17 protein-coding genes, 1 tRNA gene and 1 pseudogene are annotated in these 19,056 nt (G+C 58.8%); 10 read left to right on the forward strand and 9 right to left on the reverse strand.

Annotated features, from left to right (window positions below; translation table 11 throughout):
* Window positions 1-18: 18 nt before the first annotated feature.
* Window positions 19-1,755 (forward strand): methyl-accepting chemotaxis protein, encoded by a 1,737-nt coding sequence (locus tag ACZ5C3_RS13330; protein WP_464038115.1) that lies wholly within the window; start codon window positions 19-21, stop codon window positions 1,753-1,755.
* A 63-nt stretch (window positions 1,756-1,818) separates the two neighbouring features.
* Here ACZ5C3_RS13330 and ACZ5C3_RS13335 read toward each other — a convergent pair whose 3' ends face one another.
* Entirely contained in the window at window positions 1,819-2,478 is a 660-nt protein-coding gene (locus tag ACZ5C3_RS13335) for a peroxiredoxin (protein WP_464038116.1), read from the reverse strand.
* A 379-nt stretch (window positions 2,479-2,857) separates the two neighbouring features.
* On the opposite strand from ACZ5C3_RS13335, the gene ACZ5C3_RS13340 reads away from it, so the two are divergent.
* Window positions 2,858-3,448, forward strand: a complete 591-nt coding sequence (locus ACZ5C3_RS13340) for a hypothetical protein (RefSeq protein WP_464038117.1) — start codon at window positions 2,858-2,860, stop codon at window positions 3,446-3,448.
* A gap of 92 nt (window positions 3,449-3,540) precedes the next feature.
* Here ACZ5C3_RS13340 and ACZ5C3_RS13345 read toward each other — a convergent pair whose 3' ends face one another.
* Entirely contained in the window at window positions 3,541-5,394 is a 1,854-nt protein-coding gene (locus ACZ5C3_RS13345) for a nucleotide pyrophosphatase/phosphodiesterase family protein (RefSeq protein ID WP_464038118.1), read from the reverse strand.
* A 199-nt stretch (window positions 5,395-5,593) separates the two neighbouring features.
* On the opposite strand from ACZ5C3_RS13345, the gene ACZ5C3_RS13350 reads away from it, so the two are divergent.
* From ACZ5C3_RS13350 to ACZ5C3_RS13360, 3 genes are read left to right on the forward strand one after another with little or no spacing between them, the layout of a single operon-like run.
* Window positions 5,594-7,609: an acetyl-CoA carboxylase biotin carboxylase subunit gene (locus ACZ5C3_RS13350; RefSeq protein WP_464044750.1), complete on the forward strand. Its 2,016-nt coding sequence runs from the start codon at window positions 5,594-5,596 to the stop codon at window positions 7,607-7,609.
* Between the two features lie 10 nt (window positions 7,610-7,619).
* Window positions 7,620-8,486: an isocitrate lyase/PEP mutase family protein gene (locus ACZ5C3_RS13355; protein WP_464038332.1), complete on the forward strand. Its 867-nt coding sequence runs from the start codon at window positions 7,620-7,622 to the stop codon at window positions 8,484-8,486.
* 44 nt (window positions 8,487-8,530) lie between these two features.
* Entirely contained in the window at window positions 8,531-8,830 is a 300-nt protein-coding gene (locus ACZ5C3_RS13360) for an acylphosphatase (protein WP_464038119.1), read from the forward strand.
* 14 nt (window positions 8,831-8,844) lie between these two features.
* On the opposite strand, the gene lipB is transcribed toward ACZ5C3_RS13360, so the two are convergent.
* Window positions 8,845-9,579, reverse strand: a complete 735-nt coding sequence (gene lipB, locus ACZ5C3_RS13365; RefSeq protein WP_464038333.1) for a lipoyl(octanoyl) transferase LipB — start codon at window positions 9,577-9,579, stop codon at window positions 8,845-8,847.
* A 38-nt stretch (window positions 9,580-9,617) separates the two neighbouring features.
* Here lipB and ACZ5C3_RS13370 point away from each other — a divergent pair, with 38 nt between their 5' ends.
* The 4 genes from ACZ5C3_RS13370 to ACZ5C3_RS13385 all read left to right on the forward strand — a co-directional run bounded on the left by ACZ5C3_RS13370 (window position 9,618) and on the right by ACZ5C3_RS13385 (window position 12,636).
* The gene (locus tag ACZ5C3_RS13370; RefSeq protein WP_464038120.1) at window positions 9,618-9,881 is read left to right on the forward strand and encodes a FliM/FliN family flagellar motor switch protein; all 264 of its coding nucleotides are present in this window, start codon (window positions 9,618-9,620) and stop codon (window positions 9,879-9,881) included.
* A 110-nt stretch (window positions 9,882-9,991) separates the two neighbouring features.
* Window positions 9,992-10,076 (forward strand) — tRNA-Leu (locus tag ACZ5C3_RS13375).
* 244 nt (window positions 10,077-10,320) lie between these two features.
* A complete protein-coding gene (locus ACZ5C3_RS13380) occupies window positions 10,321-10,683 on the forward strand; it encodes a hypothetical protein (protein WP_464038121.1) in 363 nt (120 codons plus the stop codon).
* Between the two features lie 1,182 nt (window positions 10,684-11,865).
* Complete coding sequence (locus tag ACZ5C3_RS13385) at window positions 11,866-12,636, forward strand: dioxygenase family protein (RefSeq protein WP_464038122.1); 771 nt, start codon at window positions 11,866-11,868, stop codon at window positions 12,634-12,636.
* A gap of 348 nt (window positions 12,637-12,984) precedes the next feature.
* Here ACZ5C3_RS13385 and ACZ5C3_RS13390 read toward each other — a convergent pair whose 3' ends face one another.
* The 4 genes and pseudogenes from ACZ5C3_RS13390 to ACZ5C3_RS13405 all read right to left on the reverse strand — a co-directional run.
* Window positions 12,985-13,500: a flavin reductase family protein gene (locus ACZ5C3_RS13390; RefSeq protein ID WP_464038123.1), complete on the reverse strand. Its 516-nt coding sequence runs from the start codon at window positions 13,498-13,500 to the stop codon at window positions 12,985-12,987.
* Between the two features lies 1 nt (window position 13,501).
* Window positions 13,502-14,128, reverse strand: coding sequence for an FAD synthetase (locus tag ACZ5C3_RS13395; protein ID WP_464038124.1), 627 nt, complete (start codon window positions 14,126-14,128; stop codon window positions 13,502-13,504).
* Window positions 14,125-14,748 (reverse strand): IclR family transcriptional regulator domain-containing protein, encoded by a 624-nt coding sequence (locus tag ACZ5C3_RS13400; protein WP_464044784.1) that lies wholly within the window; start codon window positions 14,746-14,748, stop codon window positions 14,125-14,127. Before ACZ5C3_RS13400 ends, ACZ5C3_RS13395 begins: the two co-directional genes overlap by 4 nt.
* Window positions 14,749-14,787: 39 nt before the next feature.
* A pseudogene (locus ACZ5C3_RS13405) lies at window positions 14,788-14,934 on the reverse strand (helix-turn-helix domain-containing protein); the annotation flags it as partial.
* A gap of 262 nt (window positions 14,935-15,196) precedes the next feature.
* Between ACZ5C3_RS13405 and ACZ5C3_RS13410 the strand changes: the two are divergent.
* Entirely contained in the window at window positions 15,197-16,759 is a 1,563-nt protein-coding gene (locus ACZ5C3_RS13410; protein WP_464038126.1) for a 4-hydroxyphenylacetate 3-hydroxylase N-terminal domain-containing protein, read from the forward strand.
* Window positions 16,760-16,852: 93 nt separating this feature from the next.
* Here the strand turns inward: ACZ5C3_RS13410 and ACZ5C3_RS13415 are convergent, their stop codons facing one another.
* Window positions 16,853-17,749: a LysR substrate-binding domain-containing protein gene (locus tag ACZ5C3_RS13415; RefSeq protein ID WP_464038127.1), complete on the reverse strand. Its 897-nt coding sequence runs from the start codon at window positions 17,747-17,749 to the stop codon at window positions 16,853-16,855.
* A 194-nt stretch (window positions 17,750-17,943) separates the two neighbouring features.
* On the reverse strand, window positions 17,944-18,843 hold the full coding sequence (locus tag ACZ5C3_RS13420) for an MBL fold metallo-hydrolase (protein WP_464044751.1): 900 nt from the start codon (window positions 18,841-18,843) through the stop codon (window positions 17,944-17,946).
* Window positions 18,844-19,056 lie beyond the last annotated feature (213 nt).

A 19,056-nucleotide genomic window follows, 5' to 3' on the forward strand; every position in this document is an offset into this window, starting at 1 on the left:
TTTTCAGGACCTAGCAGCATGGCATTCGGGTTGAACAGGGGCTCGCCTTCATTGTTCCGATTTAAGCTTGGCCCCAAGGCCGTTATTTGTGCCGCATTCTTGATTGCAACAACCACTGCCATGGTCGTCGGTGCTGCGTACTGGTCGCTCAGCAATGAGTTCGATGCTCGAGCCAGAGCCGATCTCGAGGTCAATCTGCGCACCCTCGCGCTGACCTTTGCCGAGGCTTATGGCGATGCGAAGGTCTCCATCAAGGATGGCGTTGTCGATCGCGTCGAGATTCCCGCGATGCCGGACTTCAAAGATCACAAGACAGTCGATCGCGCCACAGGGTATGTCGGTGGAACCGCCACGATCTTCGTCTATGACGATGCGACAAGCCAGTTTGTCCGGCGTACCACGAATCTGAAGAAAGAGAACGGTGACCGCGCCGTCGGCACTCAGCTCGCGGCGGATCATCCCGGGCAGCCCGTGGTTCGCTCAGGTGCGGCTTATAAGGGGCCGGCGGTCCTGTTCGGTAACCGCTTCATCACGGCGTACCAGCCGGTGTTCAACACCGCCGGAAAGGTTGTCGGCATACTCTATGTGGGGATTGCAACGGCGCCGCTGGATTCGATGCTGACCCACGCCATGGAGATGATGTCGATCGCGGCCGTGCTCGGCGCGTTGCTGGTGCTGTTGCTGACGATGCTGCTCGTGAAGCTCGTGACAAGTCCGCTGCGCTCGGTGACCAATTCATTGACGTCGCTGGCGGAGGGCAATCCTCATATCGAGATCGGTCACACGGAGCGTTACGACGAAATCGGTGAAATCGCGCGGACCCTCGGCGTGTTCAAGAACAATTCGCTGGAGCGCCGCCGGCTGGAGGCAGAACGCAAGGCCGCGGAACAGCAAGCAGTCGAACAACGCAAGGCGGAGCTGCGGACATTCGTCGACGACTTCCAGGCCAGTGTCGGCGGGATCATTGACAATGTCCTGAACTCCTCCGGCCAGTTTGAAACCGCGGCAAAACAATTAACCGAAACTGCGCGGACGACAGCGCATCTGTCGAAGGATTCTGCTGACGCTTCGGAAAAGGCCTCCGAGCACGTGCGCAATGCGGCAGCAGCCTCGGAAGAGCTGTCGAGCTCCATCAATGAGATCAGCCGCCAAGTGCAGGAATCCAACGGCATCGCGGCGAGCGCCGTGCAGCAGGCGGCCCATACCGATCAACGGATTGCCGAACTGTCGGAAGCTGGAGAGCGCATCGGCGATGTCGTGAAGCTGATCACGTCCATCGCCGAGCAGACCAATCTTCTCGCCCTCAATGCCACCATCGAGGCGGCGCGGGCAGGCGACGCTGGCCGAGGCTTTGCGGTTGTCGCGCAAGAGGTCAAAAACCTCGCGGGCCAGACGGCGAAAGCCACCGACGAAATCAGCAACCAGATCGTCAGCATGCAGTCCGCAACGCAGGAGTCCGTATCGGCCATTCGGGAGATCGGGCAGACCATCGGGCGCATCAGCAACATTGCCACATCCATCGCGGCTGCGGTGGAAGAGCAGGGCGCGGCAACCCAGGAAATCGCACGCAGCGTGCAGGCGGCATCAAAGGTGACCGCGGACGTCGCGGCCAATGTGGGGGACGTCGCGCGCGGCGCCAATGAAACCGGCCACACGTCGGACGAGATCTTCAAGTCAGCGAAGGTGCTGAGCGACGACAGCCTGCATCTGAAAGCCGAGGTTGGCCGTTTCCTGGACGGTGTGCGGGCGGCTTGAGATTTCTCACTCCAAAAGAAAAAAGGGACGCCGCGGGGCGTCCCTTTTGCTTTGAGCCGCCGCTTACTTCGGCTGCGGAACGATCCGGATATACGGCTTCGGCGACTTCCAGCCGCCCGGATAGATCGTCTTGGCTTCATCGTCGGAGACCGAGCCCGCGATGATGACGTCTTCGCCTTGCTTCCAGTCGGCAGGCGTGGACACGCGATGCTTGGCTGTGAGCTGCAGCGAGTCGATGACGCGCAGGATCTCGTCGAAGTTACGTCCGGTGGTCATCGGATAGACCAGCACCAGCTTGATCTTCTTGTCCGGCCCGATGATGAAGACGTTGCGCACAGTGGCGTTGTCGTTGGGCGTGCGCGAGTTCGCGTCGCCGGCGGCGTCGGCCGGCAGCATGTTGTAGAGCTTGGCCACCTTGAGATCGGTGTCGCCGATCATCGGATAGTTGGGCGCGTGGCCCTGGGTCTCCTTGATGTCGTCCGACCACTTCGCATGCTTGTCGACCGGATCAACGCTCAACCCCATCAGCTTGACGCCGCGCTTGTCGAATTCAGGTTTCAAGCGGGCGAGGACACCGAGCTCGGTGGTGCAGACAGGTGTGAAATCTTTCGGGTGGGAGAACAGCAGAGCCCAGCTGTTGCCAATCCAGTCATGAAAGCGGATGCGTCCCTCGGTGGTGTCTGCTTCGAAGTCCGGGGCGACCGCGCCGATCTGAAGTGTCATGGTTTTGCCTCACAGGTTTACGGTGACAACGTAATTCGACCGAAAGCATATAACGAGCAGGCGGGCTAAGTGGAACGGGGGCAGGAAAAGGACAAGATTTTTTCGTGTCCTGCAGGGCCTGCGAAATCCTGTTCTGCGCCGGGCTTGATCCCGAAAAGTTGTGTTCGCGGGCCTTTCTTTCACGTTTGCGGGATGCCCCGAATTTGACGCCGAGGCGCCCAACCGCCGCCGGGTCACACTGCCAATTCCGTCGAACCTTGCAGACGTCGGCTGCGACCAATCTGCAACGTTAACGATGAATGTGACTCAAACTTGCGTCGTTAAGGCTTCGTTCACGTCCGCATGGAAATGGTGCGGTACACAGCAAGAGAAAAGTAACATGTCTGCCCCCTCGAGTTCCACAACCAATCTCACCGATCTGATTCGTGACATCGAAACGTCCGCCAGTGCGGACCGCGATCTTGCGGCCCGAGCGCTTGGTATTGTCCGTGATGGCGTCATCACGGGCGAGGGACCTACCACCGAAGGCCGCGTTCACTTCTCGCGCGCCATCGATGCTGTGGACGTCGCATGGTGCATGCGCATCCTGAATGCGATGGCTGTCTCCAATCTCCCGGTCAGCCGGGCGGAGGCGGAAGCTTTGTTCGAGATCAATGAAGCTGCTTCGGAGCGCAGCGACGAGGGCCGTTTCGACGATTTGTTCGCGAAGGCGATCGTCCATCACGCGGCTTCGTCGTCAGGCTTGCCCGTGCCGCCGCGTTCTGTTGCGCTGTCACCGGATACCGCCATTGAGACCTGGGCGCCCACGCAGGCGATCGGCGTCAATATCGAAGTGCTTGAATGGATCGCGGCCCAAATGCGCGGCAAGCGCCGTGGTAACCGCAAGCTGATGGCATTGGTCGCGACACTGATCGGCGCTGCGACGCTGCCGTTGATCGCACTGCCCAACGTCTTCGACCTCGGAATGTAATTCCGAAAGGTCCCAAAGTTTAAGAGCCTCGGTTCTGATCCATCAGAACCGAGGCTCTTATTTTTTATTTCGATGCGTTCAACAGTGAGGCGTTACTTCATGCCCGCTGTTTTCTTCTCGGCGTCAAGCCCGACCGTACGTCCCGGGAAGCCCGCCACGTCGAAGTAACGCTGTTCCAGCACGCGCTGGAATTTCAGCACCGTTTGCAGCCCACTGGCATCCGGCTTCGAGGTGAGGGTGCCGGTGAAGGCCTTCGGCGTCGCACCGTTCGGCATCGCTTCGCTCATCACACGACCAAGCAGCTTGCCGTTGGCCTTGCGGCTGAGGCCAAGCAGCTTGGCGGCGGTCATGCCGACGTCGGCGTTGCTCACCGGCAGTGCGTCGACGTAACCGGCTTTGAAGTCCGGGCCCATCGCGGCCATGAAGTTCATGGTGTCGCCACGGCTGAAGCTGCCGTGCATGCCTTGACCCTGACGCAGCACCGTGTCGGCAACCTCCACCGAGCAAAGCACCGGCTCATCGCAGCCGACCGCGTAGGAGCGGAAGTTCACGACGATCGACGGATGCGGCGTGACGGAACGGCCGTTGAGATTGAGCGCCGACATCGGCAGCGCGCCGGGGAAGCGGCCGAGAGCGTCATCGACGAAGATGCCACTGACGTAATCCTGCTCGAGCAGCGCCTTCACGGTGCGGCCCGCCAGCTTGCGATCGTTGCTCGGAATGTAGATCAGGTCGGAGCCGCCGTTGGTGGCAACCACCATCTCAGGCTTCGCTGGATCCTTACCGAGGAGGCCGTTACCGGCCTTCGGATAGGCGTTGTCGCCAACGCGGGCGTTCTTGTCGTTCGGATCGAACAGCGGCAGGTCGAGTGCCTTCGCAAGATCCAACGCAAGAAAGCCGAGCGGCAGGAAGCCTTCCGGCGTGTCGGGATAGGTGACCTTCACCGTCGGGCTGGTCTTGCTTTCCTTCGAGATCGTCGAAAAGCCGTGGTCGGCGGAAACGATGATGTTGGTCGACGCCGAGAGACCGAGATCGTCGAGCGCCTTGCGCAGTTGCGCGAGGTTATTGTCGGCGTTCTTGATGGCGGCCAGCGACGTCGGTCCGTTGATGCCGGGGGTCAGCTTGTTGAGGCTGTCGCCCTGATTGTGCTGGGTACCGTCCGGATCGCGTGACCAGAACACCAGCACGAACGGCTTGTTGCGCGCCTTGAACATCGGCAGCACAACCTTGCTGGCGACGTCGGCGAAATATGCCTGCTGGTCGATGTTGGCGGCCACGGTGCCGGGCGTCTTGGCGTCACCGGCCTTGCCGTTGTCGCCGCGTCCGGGAGCCTTGAGAGCAAGCTTGACCGCGTCCATGGCCTTCTTCATCTCGTCGGACAGTGGAATGCCGATCAGCGAGCCATCCTTCTCCACCGCACCGGTCTGGTCGTCGATGGTGATAGTCTTGGTGCCGGTGCGCTCGGTGTGGTCGAACAGCAGCGTCGGGCCGAGCTTGCCGATGGCGGCGGTGCTGAAGCCGGCGTTGCGCGCGGCTTTCAACAAGGTTTCCTCGTCGAGATAGTCGCCGCTGAACTGCTCATCGACATCGCGCAGTACCTGATCGTGCTCGAGGAAGGGCACCACGGTGCCGTTCTGGGCCGCGACCGGATGTCCGGTGTAGATCGAGTTGCTGAAGGTGCCGGTGTCGCCGAGATAGTGGCCGGTGGACATGCCGGAGGCGTTGGCCATCGTGAACGTCGGGAACAGGGAGTGTGAGTTCTTGAAGTTCACGCCCTTGTCGCGGATTGCGGCCATGGCGGGAGCGGTTTCGGGCGTCACCTTGAGCGCGCGCAGACCGTCCGGAACGAACAGAATCAGGTTGCGGGGCTGGTTGTTTTGGGCGAAAGCCATGGACGACGATAACGCCAAAAAAACTAGGGAAACGACCGGAATGGTGCGGCGCATAAGGGACTCGCTTTTGAGAGAAAATGGGCCAAGCAGTACAGCTATGCCGAACGGTACGTTGGTGTAGTTTTTGTCTGCAACAGAATTGTTACAACCCGCCGCCCATGCCAAATTGCTCCTGCCAGGACTTAATAAGCCCGACTTGGCAGCCCGTTGCCCGCCCTCGACACCAACAGATCAAGAAATCAAGAAATAAAGCATGTTTAAAAAGATCCTGATCGCAAACCGCGGCGAAATTGCCTGCCGTGTCATCAAGACCGCGCGTCGTATGGGTATCAAGACGGTCGCCGTGTACTCGGAAGCCGATCGCGATGCGCTTCACGTCGAGATGGCGGACGAGGCCGTTTTCATCGGACCGCCGCAGGCGGCTGAGAGCTATCTGGTGATCGACAAGATCGTCGAGGCCTGCCGCCAGACCGGCGCCGAAGCGGTCCATCCGGGCTACGGATTCCTCTCCGAGCGTGAAGCGTTCCCGCGCGCGCTTGCCGCAGCCGGCGTCGTCTTTATCGGACCGAACCCGGGTGCCATCGCCGCAATGGGCGACAAGATCGAATCCAAGAAGGCCGCAGCCAAGGCCAAGGTCTCCACGGTGCCCGGCCATCTCGGTGTGATCGAGGACGATGTCCACGCGGTCAAGATTGCCGACGAGATCGGCTATCCGGTGATGATCAAGGCGTCCGCTGGCGGCGGCGGCAAGGGCATGCGCATCGCGCACTCCACGTCCGAGGTCGCAGAAGGCTTCAACCTCGCCAAGGCTGAAGCCAAATCGTCGTTCGGCGACGATCGTGTCTTCATCGAGAAGTTTATCGTCGATCCGCGCCATATCGAAATCCAGGTGCTCGGCGACAAGCATGGCAACGTGATTTATCTGGGCGAACGCGAGTGTTCGATCCAGCGCCGCAACCAGAAGGTGATCGAGGAAGCGCCGTCGCCGTTGCTCGACGAGGCCACCCGCCGCAAGATGGGCGAACAGGCCGTCGCGCTGGCGAAGGCCGTGAATTACGATTCCGCCGGCACGGTTGAATTCGTCGCGGGGCAGGACAAGAGCTTCTACTTCCTTGAAATGAACACGCGCCTGCAGGTCGAGCATCCGGTGACCGAGCTCGTCACCGGAATCGATCTGGTGGAACAGATGATCCGCGTCGCGGCCGGCGAAAAGCTCGCCATCGCGCAGAAGGACGTGACGCTCACCGGCTGGGCGGTGGAATCTCGCGTTTACGCCGAAGACCCGTACCGCAACTTCCTTCCATCGATCGGACGTCTCGTAAAGTATCGTCCGCCGGCAGAGAGCAAGATTGACGACATCACGCTGCGCAACGACACCGGCGTGCAAGAGGGCGGCGAGATTTCAATCTACTACGATCCGATGATCGCCAAGCTCGTGACGCATGGTCCGTCGCGTGCTGCAGCTATCGAAGCGCAGTCGCATGCGCTCGATGCGTTCTATGTCGACGGCATCCGCCACAACATTCCGTTCCTCTCGGCGTTGATGAATCACCCGCGCTGGCGCTCCGGCAATTTGTCGACGGGCTTCATCGCCGAGGAATTCCCGAAAGGTTTTGGGCCGCGCACGCCGGAAGGCGATGTCGCGCTTCGCCTCGCTGCGGTGGGTGCTGCCGTCGATCACATTCTCGGCGAGCGCAAGCGGCAGATCTCCGGCCAGATGAAAGGCCGTGCGGTGTCGCGTGAACGCCGTCGCGCCGTTTGGCTCGATCGCAGCGAGCTCACGCTCGAAGTCGGGCGCGAGGGCGACAATATCGCTGTCCGCTTCATGGGCACCGATGGCGAACTGGGGCAGCCGGTTGAGTTGGTCTCGAACTGGACGCCGGGTGATGTGGTCTGGCAGGGCACGGTCGGTGGTCATCCTACGGCGGTGCAGGTGCGGCCGATGCCGAACGGCTTCCGTCTCGCCTATCAGGGCTATGAAGTGCCGGTGCAGGTCTACACCGAGACCGAAGCCGCTGCGGCTCGCCTGATGCCGGTGGGATCACAGGCTGATAGCGGCAAGAAGGTGCTGTGTCCGATGCCGGGTCTTGTGGTGTCGATCGCTGTCACCGAAGGGCAGGAAGTGAAGGCGGGTGAAACACTCGCGATCATCGAGGCGATGAAGATGCAGAACGTGCTGCGCGCCGAGCGCGACGGCACGGTGAAGAAGGTCCACGCGACAGCCGGCGCGACGCTGGCCGTCGATGCGCTCATCCTCGAATTCGCATGAGGCGCTGATGATGGTCCCGAAGCAAAAGCGTGATGCGTTTCGGGCCATTTTGAAAGGCGAGAACGTTATTCGCCCGGGCTCGGTCTATGATCCGATCTCGGCGCGGATTGCCGAAGATCTCGGCTTCGAACTCGGTCTTCTCGGTGGCTCGGCGGCGTCGCTCACGATCCTCGGAGATCCCGATCTGCTGCTGATCACATTGTCCGAACTCGCTGAGCAGGCGCGGCGGATTTGCCGCGCGGGTAACATCCCCGTGCTGGTCGATGCCGATCACGGTTATGGCAACGCGCTAAATGTCCGCCGCACGGTGCAGGAGCTTGAAGCGGCGGGCGTCGCGGGATTGACCATCGAAGACACGCTGCTGCCGCAGGCCTACGCAGAGGCCAAGCCGCAACTGATTTCGCTCGAAGAGGGCGTCGGCAAGATGAAGGCGGCGCTCGACGGGCGTCTTGATCCGTCTCTCGTCATCGTTGGCCGCACGGGCGCTGCGTCGATTACCAGCATCGATGACGCTGTGGCGCGCGCCAAAGCTTATGAAGCCGCGGGCGTTGATGCGTTGTTCTTCACCGGCGTGAAAACCCGCGCCGAACTAAGCGCAATCGCGTCGGCCACGACGCTGCCTATTATTCTTGGCAGCTTCGATGGTGAACTGTCGGACACGGTGTTCCTCGGCATTCATCGCGTCCGTGTCGCCAATCAGGGACACACGCCGATCGCCGCCGCGACACAGGCCGTTTACGAAACTTTGAAGGCGCTGCGTGATGGTGTGTCGCCCAAAGATCTGAAAGGATTGCCGTCCACTGAGCTGACCAATCGCGTGATGCGTGAGGCCGATGTCAAAGCGCGCAGCGCGGAGGTTCTGGGGCTGAAACGCTAAAGCGGTTTGCGCGAAGAAAGCGCGTCGATGCAAGTATCAAGACCATGAGTGACATCGTTCGTCATATCTTCGTTCGCGGCCGGGTCCAGGGTGTTGGATACCGGGCCTGGGTTGAAGGCGAGGCGAGTGCGCGCAACCTCGAAGGATGGGTGCGCAACCGCAAGGATGGATCGGTGGAAGCGGTCTTCGCCGGTCCCGAGGACGCCGTGGAAGCCATGATCGCGAAATGCCGCTACGGACCCGGAACGGCAAGGGTCGATACCATCGACGATAAGATCGATGGCCGCGATGCTCTGCATGCGCGGCAGCCGGGAGAACGGTTTTCGGTGCTGTCGACGATTTGACGGGAAGAGCCGCCTCAGGTGACGGCCTCGCGCAGGTCTGCATTCGCTGGGCCAAAGATCTCATCGAACGATTGCCGAAGCGCAACGTCGACGTCCTCCATCGTCACCGGCAGGCCGAGATCGACCAGGCTGGTCACGCCATAGCGTGGGTCCTCGACGCCACACGGCACGATGCCGGTGAAGTGGGTGAGGTTGGGTTCGACATTGATCGCGAGGCCGTGCAGCGAGACCCAGCGTTTCAGCCGAACGCCAATCGCGCCGATCTTGTCCTCGTGGGCCGGACCCTTTTCAGGCCGCGCCACCCAGACGCCGACCCGGTCTTCGCGCCGCTCGCCCTTGACGTTGAAAGCCGCCAGCGTCCGGATCATCAACTGTTCGAGGCTGGCCACATAGGCCCGCACATCCGGCTGCCGGCGCTTCAGGTCGATCATCAGATAGACCACCCGCTGCCCGGGGCCGTGATAGGTGAACTGGCCGCCGCGGCCTGTGGAAAACACCGGGAAGCGGGCGTCCAGCAGGTCGCCAGCCTTGGCGCTGGTGCCGGAGGTATAAAGCGGGGGGTGTTCAAGGAGCCAGACCAGCTCCGGCTCGTTCCCGGCGGCAATGGCGGCCGCGCGCGATTCCATGGTCTCGAGCGCTTCCTGATAGGGAACCGGCGAATCTGCGATCCGCCACTCGACGGGAGGGCCGGAACGGGCGGAAAAGGGTGTTAAAACAAGGCTTTCGCGCCCCTGAGGCGTATTAACCATTGGGTAACCATAGTTGTGCTGATCTGCCGTCATCATTCATGTGCGGATTCAGGATCAAAGTGGCAACCCTCGATAACGTCTCGGTCGATCTGATGGTGGTTCTTGGAACCACGACTATGCCCGTCCACCAGGTTATGCGGCTCAGCCGCGGCGCGATCATCGAACTCGACGCCACCGAGCAGGACGAGGTCAAGATACACGCCAATAACATGCCGGTTGCCAGCGGTACGGTGGTGGTCAATCGCAACCGCATCGCGGTTGAAGTCAAGCAGATGCTCCCGCGGGCGCCTGACCACAGATAGTTTGCAAGCCTTGTGACAAGGTCGCTCGGAGGCCTTGTCCCTCCATCTTTGATTTGTTACATGGGCGCCACCAAGACGTGCCCCGGTACGAATCCGGAGCCGACTTTCCAGCGCTCGTGGCGGAATTGGTAGACGCGCTGCCTTGAGGTGGCAGTGAGTAAAATCGTGGGGGTTCGAGTCCCTCCGAGCGCACCAGCCCAAAAATCATGATCGATAAGCACCGGCTCAGGCCGTCCGTCCGATAGAGGCGAGCGCGGCTGCGCGCCTGACGGCGTAAGCGGCATTCACGCCGCGTCCGGGAAGTTCGTTACAAACCCGTAATGAAAATGCGTCTTTTCGCATAGGGCTTTGCATCGCGCGCTCATCACACTTGGATCGCGCGGAATTCAATTCGAAACTTTTAGCGGATCGGCGATCAGTTCGCTCGCAGCATTCAGCAATGGCGCTGGATCTGTTCAAAACAATGTTGGAAGTAAACATGCTCAAGAAGTTGCTCGGAGCGGCCGTAATAGCTGCCGTTGGCTTAGCCGTCGTTCCAGCCTCCGCCGCAAAAATGGCGGGTTGCAGCGATGGTAACCTGCAGAAGACCGAATCCGCGACCGAAGCCATGGCTGATGGCCCGGGCAAGACCGTGGCACAAAAGGAAATCGCGCAGGCTGAACATGCCATGCTCGACGGCAAGATGGGTGCATGCGCAATGCATCTGTCCAACGCGATGCACCCGGACACAATGAAGGCCCCGGCCGTAACCACAGCCCAAGCGCCTCAAGGGGATTGGAAGCCTCTTAAGGGCGCGGAGTAAGCGTAGCATAGGGCCGAGCGAGCGCTCGGCCCTTTCGGCTGCAGGAGCACGATGGCAAGGCGAACAGCTTGCAACAGATCTACGACCGATGATCGGACGAAGAGGGGTCTTCAAAGTCGAAGCCTGTTCCGAGGCCTCCACCGCCACCCATTCCCATTCCACCGCCCATGCCGCCGCCTTGTCGTGACTCTTTCTCCCCGCGATCGCTCTTGCCGCGACCGCCGGAACTCGATGGCCGGGCAGGGCCCTGTAGTGGAATTGTAAGGTCGGATGGGATCGGATCGAGATCAAGCGCGTCGCGAATCCGCGTCGGCGATCTGATCCTTCAAAGCTCCCGGCGTGCGCGCTTTCATCTCTGCCTTGATCACTTTGCGCGTCAGCACCCAAACGGCTTCGCGGCATTCTCGACCAACAATGACTCGATCAGCCCGGTGCGCTGCCGCCGCGTCGAGTCGGACAGGCCTTCGTCCGACGCTGAGATTGTCGAGGCAGTGGTCGCTCTGCTTGTAGAGCGACCAATACCAACACAAGGTGTGAGGCTTCAGAGGTTCAGCAGACGTTTGATAGCGTGGTTCATTGCGCTGCTTCTCTGCGTTGATGTGATCGGTCGCGTCGCCCTAGATCACGATCTGCGAGACGATGGCCGCGTCACATTCGTCATCGAATTCTTTCGTGCCGAACTCAGCCTTGATCCTGACCTTCGGCAATCCATTGCGAAGTGGACGTAGTAACGCGTCTGAGGTTGGGCACACGCAGGCGGGAACGTCGACCCGCTGCTCGCAACTCTGGTAATTCTCGCTCCTGCAATCGACGCTTTCTGCTTCAGAACGCGAGAAGTGGGGTGGCGAGGGCCATCCTGCTGAGTGTTGTTCTGATTGCTATCCCAGCCTTTCGTTCAAACGTACGTCACGGAAAGGTCCTGAGTTCTAACGGGCCTGCGTTCGCAAAGAACACCCAGAGCAATTCTTCGTGACTTAGTCACGAAGCACACCAAGAAATCTTCTGCGTCTTCGGCATGTATCCCGCGAACACGCTGCTATACGGGACTAACCGTCGCAGCATTGAAGAGGGCCGATTGGGTCATACCGATCTTGCATCAAGATGGTCACCTGTAGGTATTGGAGTTGATTGGGCGGGCGCGATACTAGTCGCGAATAGTGAAATGCCAACTAGGAGCCACTTATGTCCGATCGCGTAAAAGAAATCGTTCCTGACTTGATCGAGGCGGTCCGCAACGTTCTTCGTCAGCACAAGGTCACCTTCGATGAATATCGAGCTGGATTCGGCTATATGATCGGGGTCCAGGAAGCGAAGGAAATCCCGCTGCTGCTGGACGCGTTGCTGAACTCAACCATTGTCGAAATCGAAAATCAGACTCGCGGCGGCACCAAGGCCGATATCCAAGGACCATATTATATCGACGAGAATTATCCGTTGGTTACAAAGGCGCTTGCAGTTCGTCCGGAGGACGCGAACGCCGAAGACATGATCGTTCGTGGCCGCGTCACTGATCTGACTGGCCAACCCGTCGCAGGTGCGGAGATCGACATCTGGCACTCAACCCCCGACGGACGCTATTCAGGCATTCACGACAAAATCGATCGCAAATATTATCGTGGTCGCGTAGTAACCGATGCGAACGGGCAGTATTCGGTCACGTCCAAAACTCCTGTCGCCTATCAAATCCCCAATCAAGGGCCGACCGGCGAACTGCTCGAAAAGCATCTTGGTCGCCATTCTTGGCGTCCGGCCCACATTCACTTCTGGGTGAGGTGCAAAGGCAAGCGCGATCTCATCAACCAGGCCTATTTTGAAGGCGGCGACTATGTTGGAGACGATTGCTGCGAGTCCGATCATTTGGATCTGGTTGTCCCTAAGGTCTACGAGAACGGCAAGCGGATCATGCAAGTGAACTTCGCGCTCGAACCCGCATATGCGGTTGCTGCTGAATAAGCCTTCGTCACGGGGGGACGGAAAAACGGGGAGCTTCAAGCTCCCCGTTCTTTTTTTGTCATCAGTAAAAACTTCGGGAGCGATTAATTTAACGGCGGAGATTTCAACTGCTCTTGATCGCGGATCGAGTTGCTTCACCTTCGCTGCTATTGCTTCGGTATAGCCGGGGATTCAACGAACCGCGTCGACGACTGAGACGGGACTAGAGCCCGTCCCGTTGCTCTCCCGATGATGCGCCTTTCAGCTTTAACCGTGGCGCGCAGCGATCTCTGAGCTGTCCGGGTGGCCGCGGAAAGCATAATTCCCGCCGGCCGCCGACCGGCTCATGCGCCTTGATCGCAGCGCTGGTTAGCTTTCATGAGAAAGCAACTTGCCAAACTTTCCTTTATGAAACATCAGCGGGGCCTTTTCCGGCTCGACCTGTATGCGACTGACCCGGCCCACAAAAATAACATGATCTCCCGCCTCAATCTCTTGCTCGACTACGGCGGCGAGAACGGTGCAAGCGTCCTTGACGCCTGGCAGCTCGTCAAAATCGAAAAATGGCTCCGCGATCGATCCGTCTGGCCGCCCTGCGAAATGCAGCGCCAATGCTTCACGGCCTTCCTCAAGAATCGATACTGCGAAACGGCCGGACTGCCGGATTCGAACGAGCATGTTGGTCGTATTAGCCACGGAGACGGCAACCAGTGGAGGCGATAGTGATATCGACATGAAGGCATTTGCGGTCATGCCGTAGTCCGCGCCGTCGCTACGCGTCGTAATCACGGTGACGCCGGTGCCAAACATACCGCACGCATTACGGAACGCGCCCGGTGGGATCGAAGCAACAGAATGAGCGGCGGAACTGGTGTGGTTTTGCATATTATTGACCGTCGATGTTAGGTGAGGAATTTGAACTGTCTATTGTCAGTGGATTGTTGTCCCAGCCGTGTAGTTCGGCTGCCTCGGCGTATCGTCCCTGCAGCATAAGATCGCGCAGCCGCGTACTCGAAATGCGATCGCCTTTCGCGCAAACGACCTCGCTTAGCACGTGCACGTTGAAGTAACGGCCGAGCGTGTGGATGTCGCCCGTGCGGCCTTTCCCGAACCGGAAATCACCACCGACCCATATCTCTCTGGGATTCAATTTCCCAAGCTCATCGATAAAATGTTCTTTTGTCCTGCTCGCGTACTCGCTGGTGAAATCGGCGACCAGTACAAAATCGACTCCGAAATGCGACAGCCGGCGTAGCTTCTCGTCTAGCGTTGTCAGCTGCTGCGCCAGGCCTAATGCCGCTTTTGGCGGTGTCGAAAATGTGTAGACGACAGAGGCAACGCCTATCGTGCGCGCCCGTGACGCAACATGATTCACCAGCGCCTGATGTCCCTTATGGACGCCGTCAAACGAGCCGATGGTTACGACCGATCCTGACAACGCCAATTGCCCGGCATAGGGCGCAATCGTTGTGGGCGGTCTGTCACCAAGAGTGGGATGGAGCGCTGGGGTCATCGCTGGGATCCAATCAGGAGGGCAGAGTTCTGCTGCGATTTGCTGTTCTTCGAGGCATTCCCTGACTCCCATCCGAGGCGCGAGGAAATCTTCCTGGCTGCCTCGTTGGTGATGTTACGAAATGCTCGCGGTTCATTGGCGTAACGTCCTTTCGGGATGAACAGGGCGAAGGCGGCAATGCACATATTGGCGTGGTTGAGAATCGGTGCAGCGACCGTTGCTAGGTCAGGAAGGTAGCGACCTTCCTCGCAGGCATAGTTGTTGGCCCGGATATCGGCGAGTTCGGCCAGGAGTTGCTCACTTGAGCCCGCTTTTCCGTCTGGACCTTTCACATCGCTCAACTCTCTCACCGTGCCTTCCAGTCGGTCCACAGGCAGATGGGATAGCAAGAGCAGGCCGGGCGCGACGAGATGAGCGGGTAGACTGCCATTCACGATCGCACTGGCGACATGAACCTGACTACTACCTTCCTGTCCCGTGAGAGACAGCAATCGTGATCCCATCAACTCGATAACGTGAACGGTCTCCCCGTAGGTTTCGGCCATTTCAACAACATATTCTCGGCTAGCCTCCAAGACTAAATCGGTGCTGGCGAGTACTTCGGCGAGGGAGTTGATCATGGGCCCCAATCGAAAACGGCCGGGAGCTCGCTTTCGGATCAAGCCAGTCTTGGCAAGTCCGTTGAGAAGTTCATGAGCAGATGAATGCGCCATTCCGAGACTCTCGGCGACGTCCGACGTGCTCAACTCCGGCCGAACTGCTGTGAACAAACAAAGCAACTCAACGACTCTGTCTGTCGCTTTCATCGCGCTCTCCACGGCATGCTTGAGCCTTTCGAATATTTTTCGAAGCGAACTCGATGCAGACGAATTTGCCTCACCGGTTGAGCTTCACCATTCGAAATTTCCGAACCCGGATCAAGGTATGACGCCATACCTTCCAAAAGCGCCAAATCCAGTTAGCACTTCACTTGGGAATTGCGGGAAAACCACAACTTGAGACCGGGAAATCCCGCCGGGAAGGGACCGGAACACCGCGCCAGAGCGCGCCATTAGGAGGAACCGAATAGTGACTAGTAGCAAAACAGCAGCCAAGGGCGCACCAATTTTGCCCTATACAGGCGCGGAGTACCTCGCCAGTCTCAACGATGATCGCTGCGTCTATCTTCATGGTGAGCGCGTCAAGGACATCGTAAACCACCCCGCCTTCCGCAATTCTGCGCGGATGATCGCCCGCTGGTACGACGCGCTGCATGAAAAGAAGGACCTGATCTGTGTGCCGACCGACACTGGATCCGGTGGTTTCACACATCCGTTCTTCCTTGGCAGTAAAACTGTCGATGATCTGGTAAAGTCGCGCGACGCCATCGCTGAACTTCAGCGTACATCCTACGGCTGGATGGGCCGGACCCCGGATTACAAGGGAGCGTTTCTGGGTACGCTCGGCGCCAATTGCGAATTTTACGGTGACTACAAACAGAACGCCCTAAACTGGTACGCTAAGGCGCAAGAGCGTCTGGATTATTGGAATCATGCCATCGTCCATCCGCCGATCGATCGCGGCAAAGCCATCGAAGACATTCGCGATGTGATCATCCACGTCGAAAAGGAAACCGACGCTGGTCTGATCGTTTCGGGCGCCAAGGTGGTCGCGACGGGTTCGGCCCTGACGCACTTCAACTTTATCGCCCATTATGGCGTGCCGGTGAAGGACAAGGCCTTCGCGTTGATATTCACCACGCCGACGGCTTCCCAGGGCGTTAAGCTGATTTCGCGAAGCTCGTATGAGCTAAATGCCGCGATCACCGGATCGCCGTTCGACTATCCGCTGTCGAGCCGGTTCGATGAAAATGACGCGATTCTCGTTTTCGACAAGGTGCTGGTCCCGTGGGAGAACATTTTCGTCTACGGCGATTTGGACAAAGCCAACAATTTCTTTCCGATGAGCGGATTTGTTCCACGCTTCACCATGCATGGCGCAACCCGGCTATCGGTGAAGCTCGAATTCATCGCCGGCCTTTTCAGCAAGGCCGTCGAAGCCACCGGCACTAAGGATTTTCGTGGCGTACAGACCGCGGTCGGCGAAGTGATTGCTTGGGCCAACCTGTTCAAGGGACTAACCGACTCGATGGTTCTCAACCCGGTGCCATGGCCCGGAACAGATGGGTGCATTCTCCCCAACATGTTCTCCGCGGCATCGTATCGCGTATTCGCTCCGATGGCCTACCAGCGCATTAAGCTGCTCATCGAGCGCCATGTTGCGTCAGGACTGATCTACTTGCCCGGCTCGGCCCACGATCTCCAGAGCCCCGAGATCCGCCCGTATATCGATCGTTTTGTTCGCGGTTCAAATGGATATGCTGCGATCGATCGGATCAAGCTCTTAAAATTGCTTTGGGATGCTATGGGGACGGAATTCGGCGGTCGCCACGAGCTTTACGAAATCAACTATGGCGGTAATCACGAGGCCATCAGGATCGAAGCCATGTTGATGTCGGAGGCAACCGGTCAACTTGCCGGAATGCAAGCCTTCGCTGAAAAATGCATGTCGGAATACGATCTGAATGGATGGACCAGCCACGGCTTGGTCAACCCCGACGATGTCAACATGCTCAAGCGCATCGCCAAGTAAGCTGGGCCAAGTAAGCTGGGCTAAGTAAGCTGGCGGTACGACCGAAATCAATAACATACAAGAGCTCCGCGCATTGCGCGGGGCTCAACGATGTTACGCCCGGCTGTTCTGCTTCTTGAAGGTTTTCAGCAGGTCAAAGAAGTTTGATACGTGTCGAGACTGATTATCAAGACGGGCATGAATTGAGAGCGACGTTCCCGGATTCGCACCTATGTAAGGTCGGAAGGCGATACCCGAAATCTTTGATTGCGAGACACTCTCGGGCACGATGGAGATACCAACGCCGACCGAGACCAAACTGATGGCCGTTTGAAAGTCTTGCGCCATCACAGGCTGCTTCGGGGTGAACCCTTCCTGCCGGCAAACCTTCAGAATGCGATCGCAGTAGGCCGGTCTTGGCCGTCTGGGAAACAGCACGAACACTTCGTCATGCAAATCAGCCAGCACGACTTTGTCGACCTTGCTCCATTCGGAGTCTTCCGGCAGCGCCAGGATGAACGGCTCAGAATTCAGAATATCCGTACGGAACTCGTTGCCTGACAGCGACGGCCGGGCGACCGCAATATCGATTTCCCGCTGAACGAGCGCGCGCTCGGACTCGGCATTGTTCATTGTATAAAGGGCGATGTCGACCGGCGGATAGTTGGAACGAAAGGCCTTGATCAGCCTGGGCAGCGGGCCATGGGTGGCCGAGCCCACAAAGCCTATTCGAAGGATGCCGGCGCCGCCCTTACCGATCATCGTTGTCTCGCGATAGGCGCTGTCTAGCAGTCCGAGAAGCTCCCGCGCGCGTTCAAAGAGAGTTTCGCCAGCCTGGGTCAGCCGGATCTGACTGCGCGAGCGATCGAACAGAAGCACGTCAAGATCGCGCTCAAGCTGCGCGATCTGCCGCGAGAGGGGTGGTTGAGCCATTTCCAGGCGTTCCGCCGCTCGCCCAAAATGCAGTTCTTCCGCAACGGCGACAAAGTATTTGAGGCGCTTGAAATCCATACTCGTAGCCTCAGCGCGATATTGTAGTCAGATGGCGCAAGCGATCTCGCGGACGTGAGAGGGCGATACTCTCGACAACACTGGCTGATACGCCGCCTCTGCTGACTTCCGCGATCGCTATGTCCCGATACCCTGTTCGTCGGGATAGGGAGTCGCGAAGCCAAAATGCGCGGCAGCCGGTCACTTGGTCTACGCTATATGAGCGGTGTGAAGTGGAAGCCGTCTCCTTTGCGGTCCACGGTACCGGCGCATTCACCCGGAAAGTGTCCATTGAACAACACGGTCGCATCGTCTGCATATTTCGCTAACTTGGTCGTGCGGGTGTCCACCGCCCGTTTGGGGTCTTCGCAGAAGATGGTGGTGACCTGTGGCGCAGTGACTTGGAGCGGATGGTGCATCAGATCAGCGCAAAATGACGCGAGCACGCGGTCACCATCGCGGTACTCCAACCCGATCATGCCTGGAGAATGACCGCACAAATCTACGACGAAGAGGTTATCGTCGATTTCAGTTTCGGGGAGCACGTATTCAAACAATCCGGCGTGTCTGACGATATCGACGCAGTCGGCGATGGACGACGCCATAAATGGCCGCTCGCCTTGCGCGGTGCTCCAAAAATCCAGTTCAGTCCGAGACACAAGATGGCGCGCATTCGGAAACGACGGCACCCAACGTTCGCGATGCTTGCGTGTGAGCCACCCGGTATGATCCATGTGCAAGTGAGTCAGGAACACGACGCCGATTTCATCGGGAGCAATGCCGGCCTTACCTAGATGATTGAGCCAATTCGTCTTGCTCAAATGCCAATCGGGCCGCGACGGATAATTGCCGTCTTCCCCTATGGCGCAATCGACCAGAATGGATGTCTTGGGTGTCTGAATCAGGAACGACTGATAGGCCAGCACCAGTTGGCCGGAGGCTGCGTCTAGATAGTTCGGGACCAACCATTCGCGATTGTCCTCGACCAGGTCAGTAGGGAAGTCACGCATCATGTCCTCTGGACGGCGCGTCGGGCCGAGCCAGTCAACGAGGGCGTCCACACGAATATCACCGATGACTTTTGACGTCATGCGCGCGATCGGATTCAAGGTCATTCGTGGCGTCCCAATTTGCTTTCGGCTCGAGTCCCCAATTCTCCTCGTCCAAGCTACGATGGGTCCAATACTTAATCGAGCGGATGCCGATGCCGATCGGGTATGGCGGAACACGCGGTCCGTCATTGCATCAAAGCTTGCGCCTCTTATAATTAGTAGGATTAGCAGTTGCGAGGGTGCGGCCCGTTAGCACGGGATATGCCATTAATCTTG

The sequence above is a fragment of the Afipia dichlorophenoxyacetatis genome (assembly GCF_055386385.1).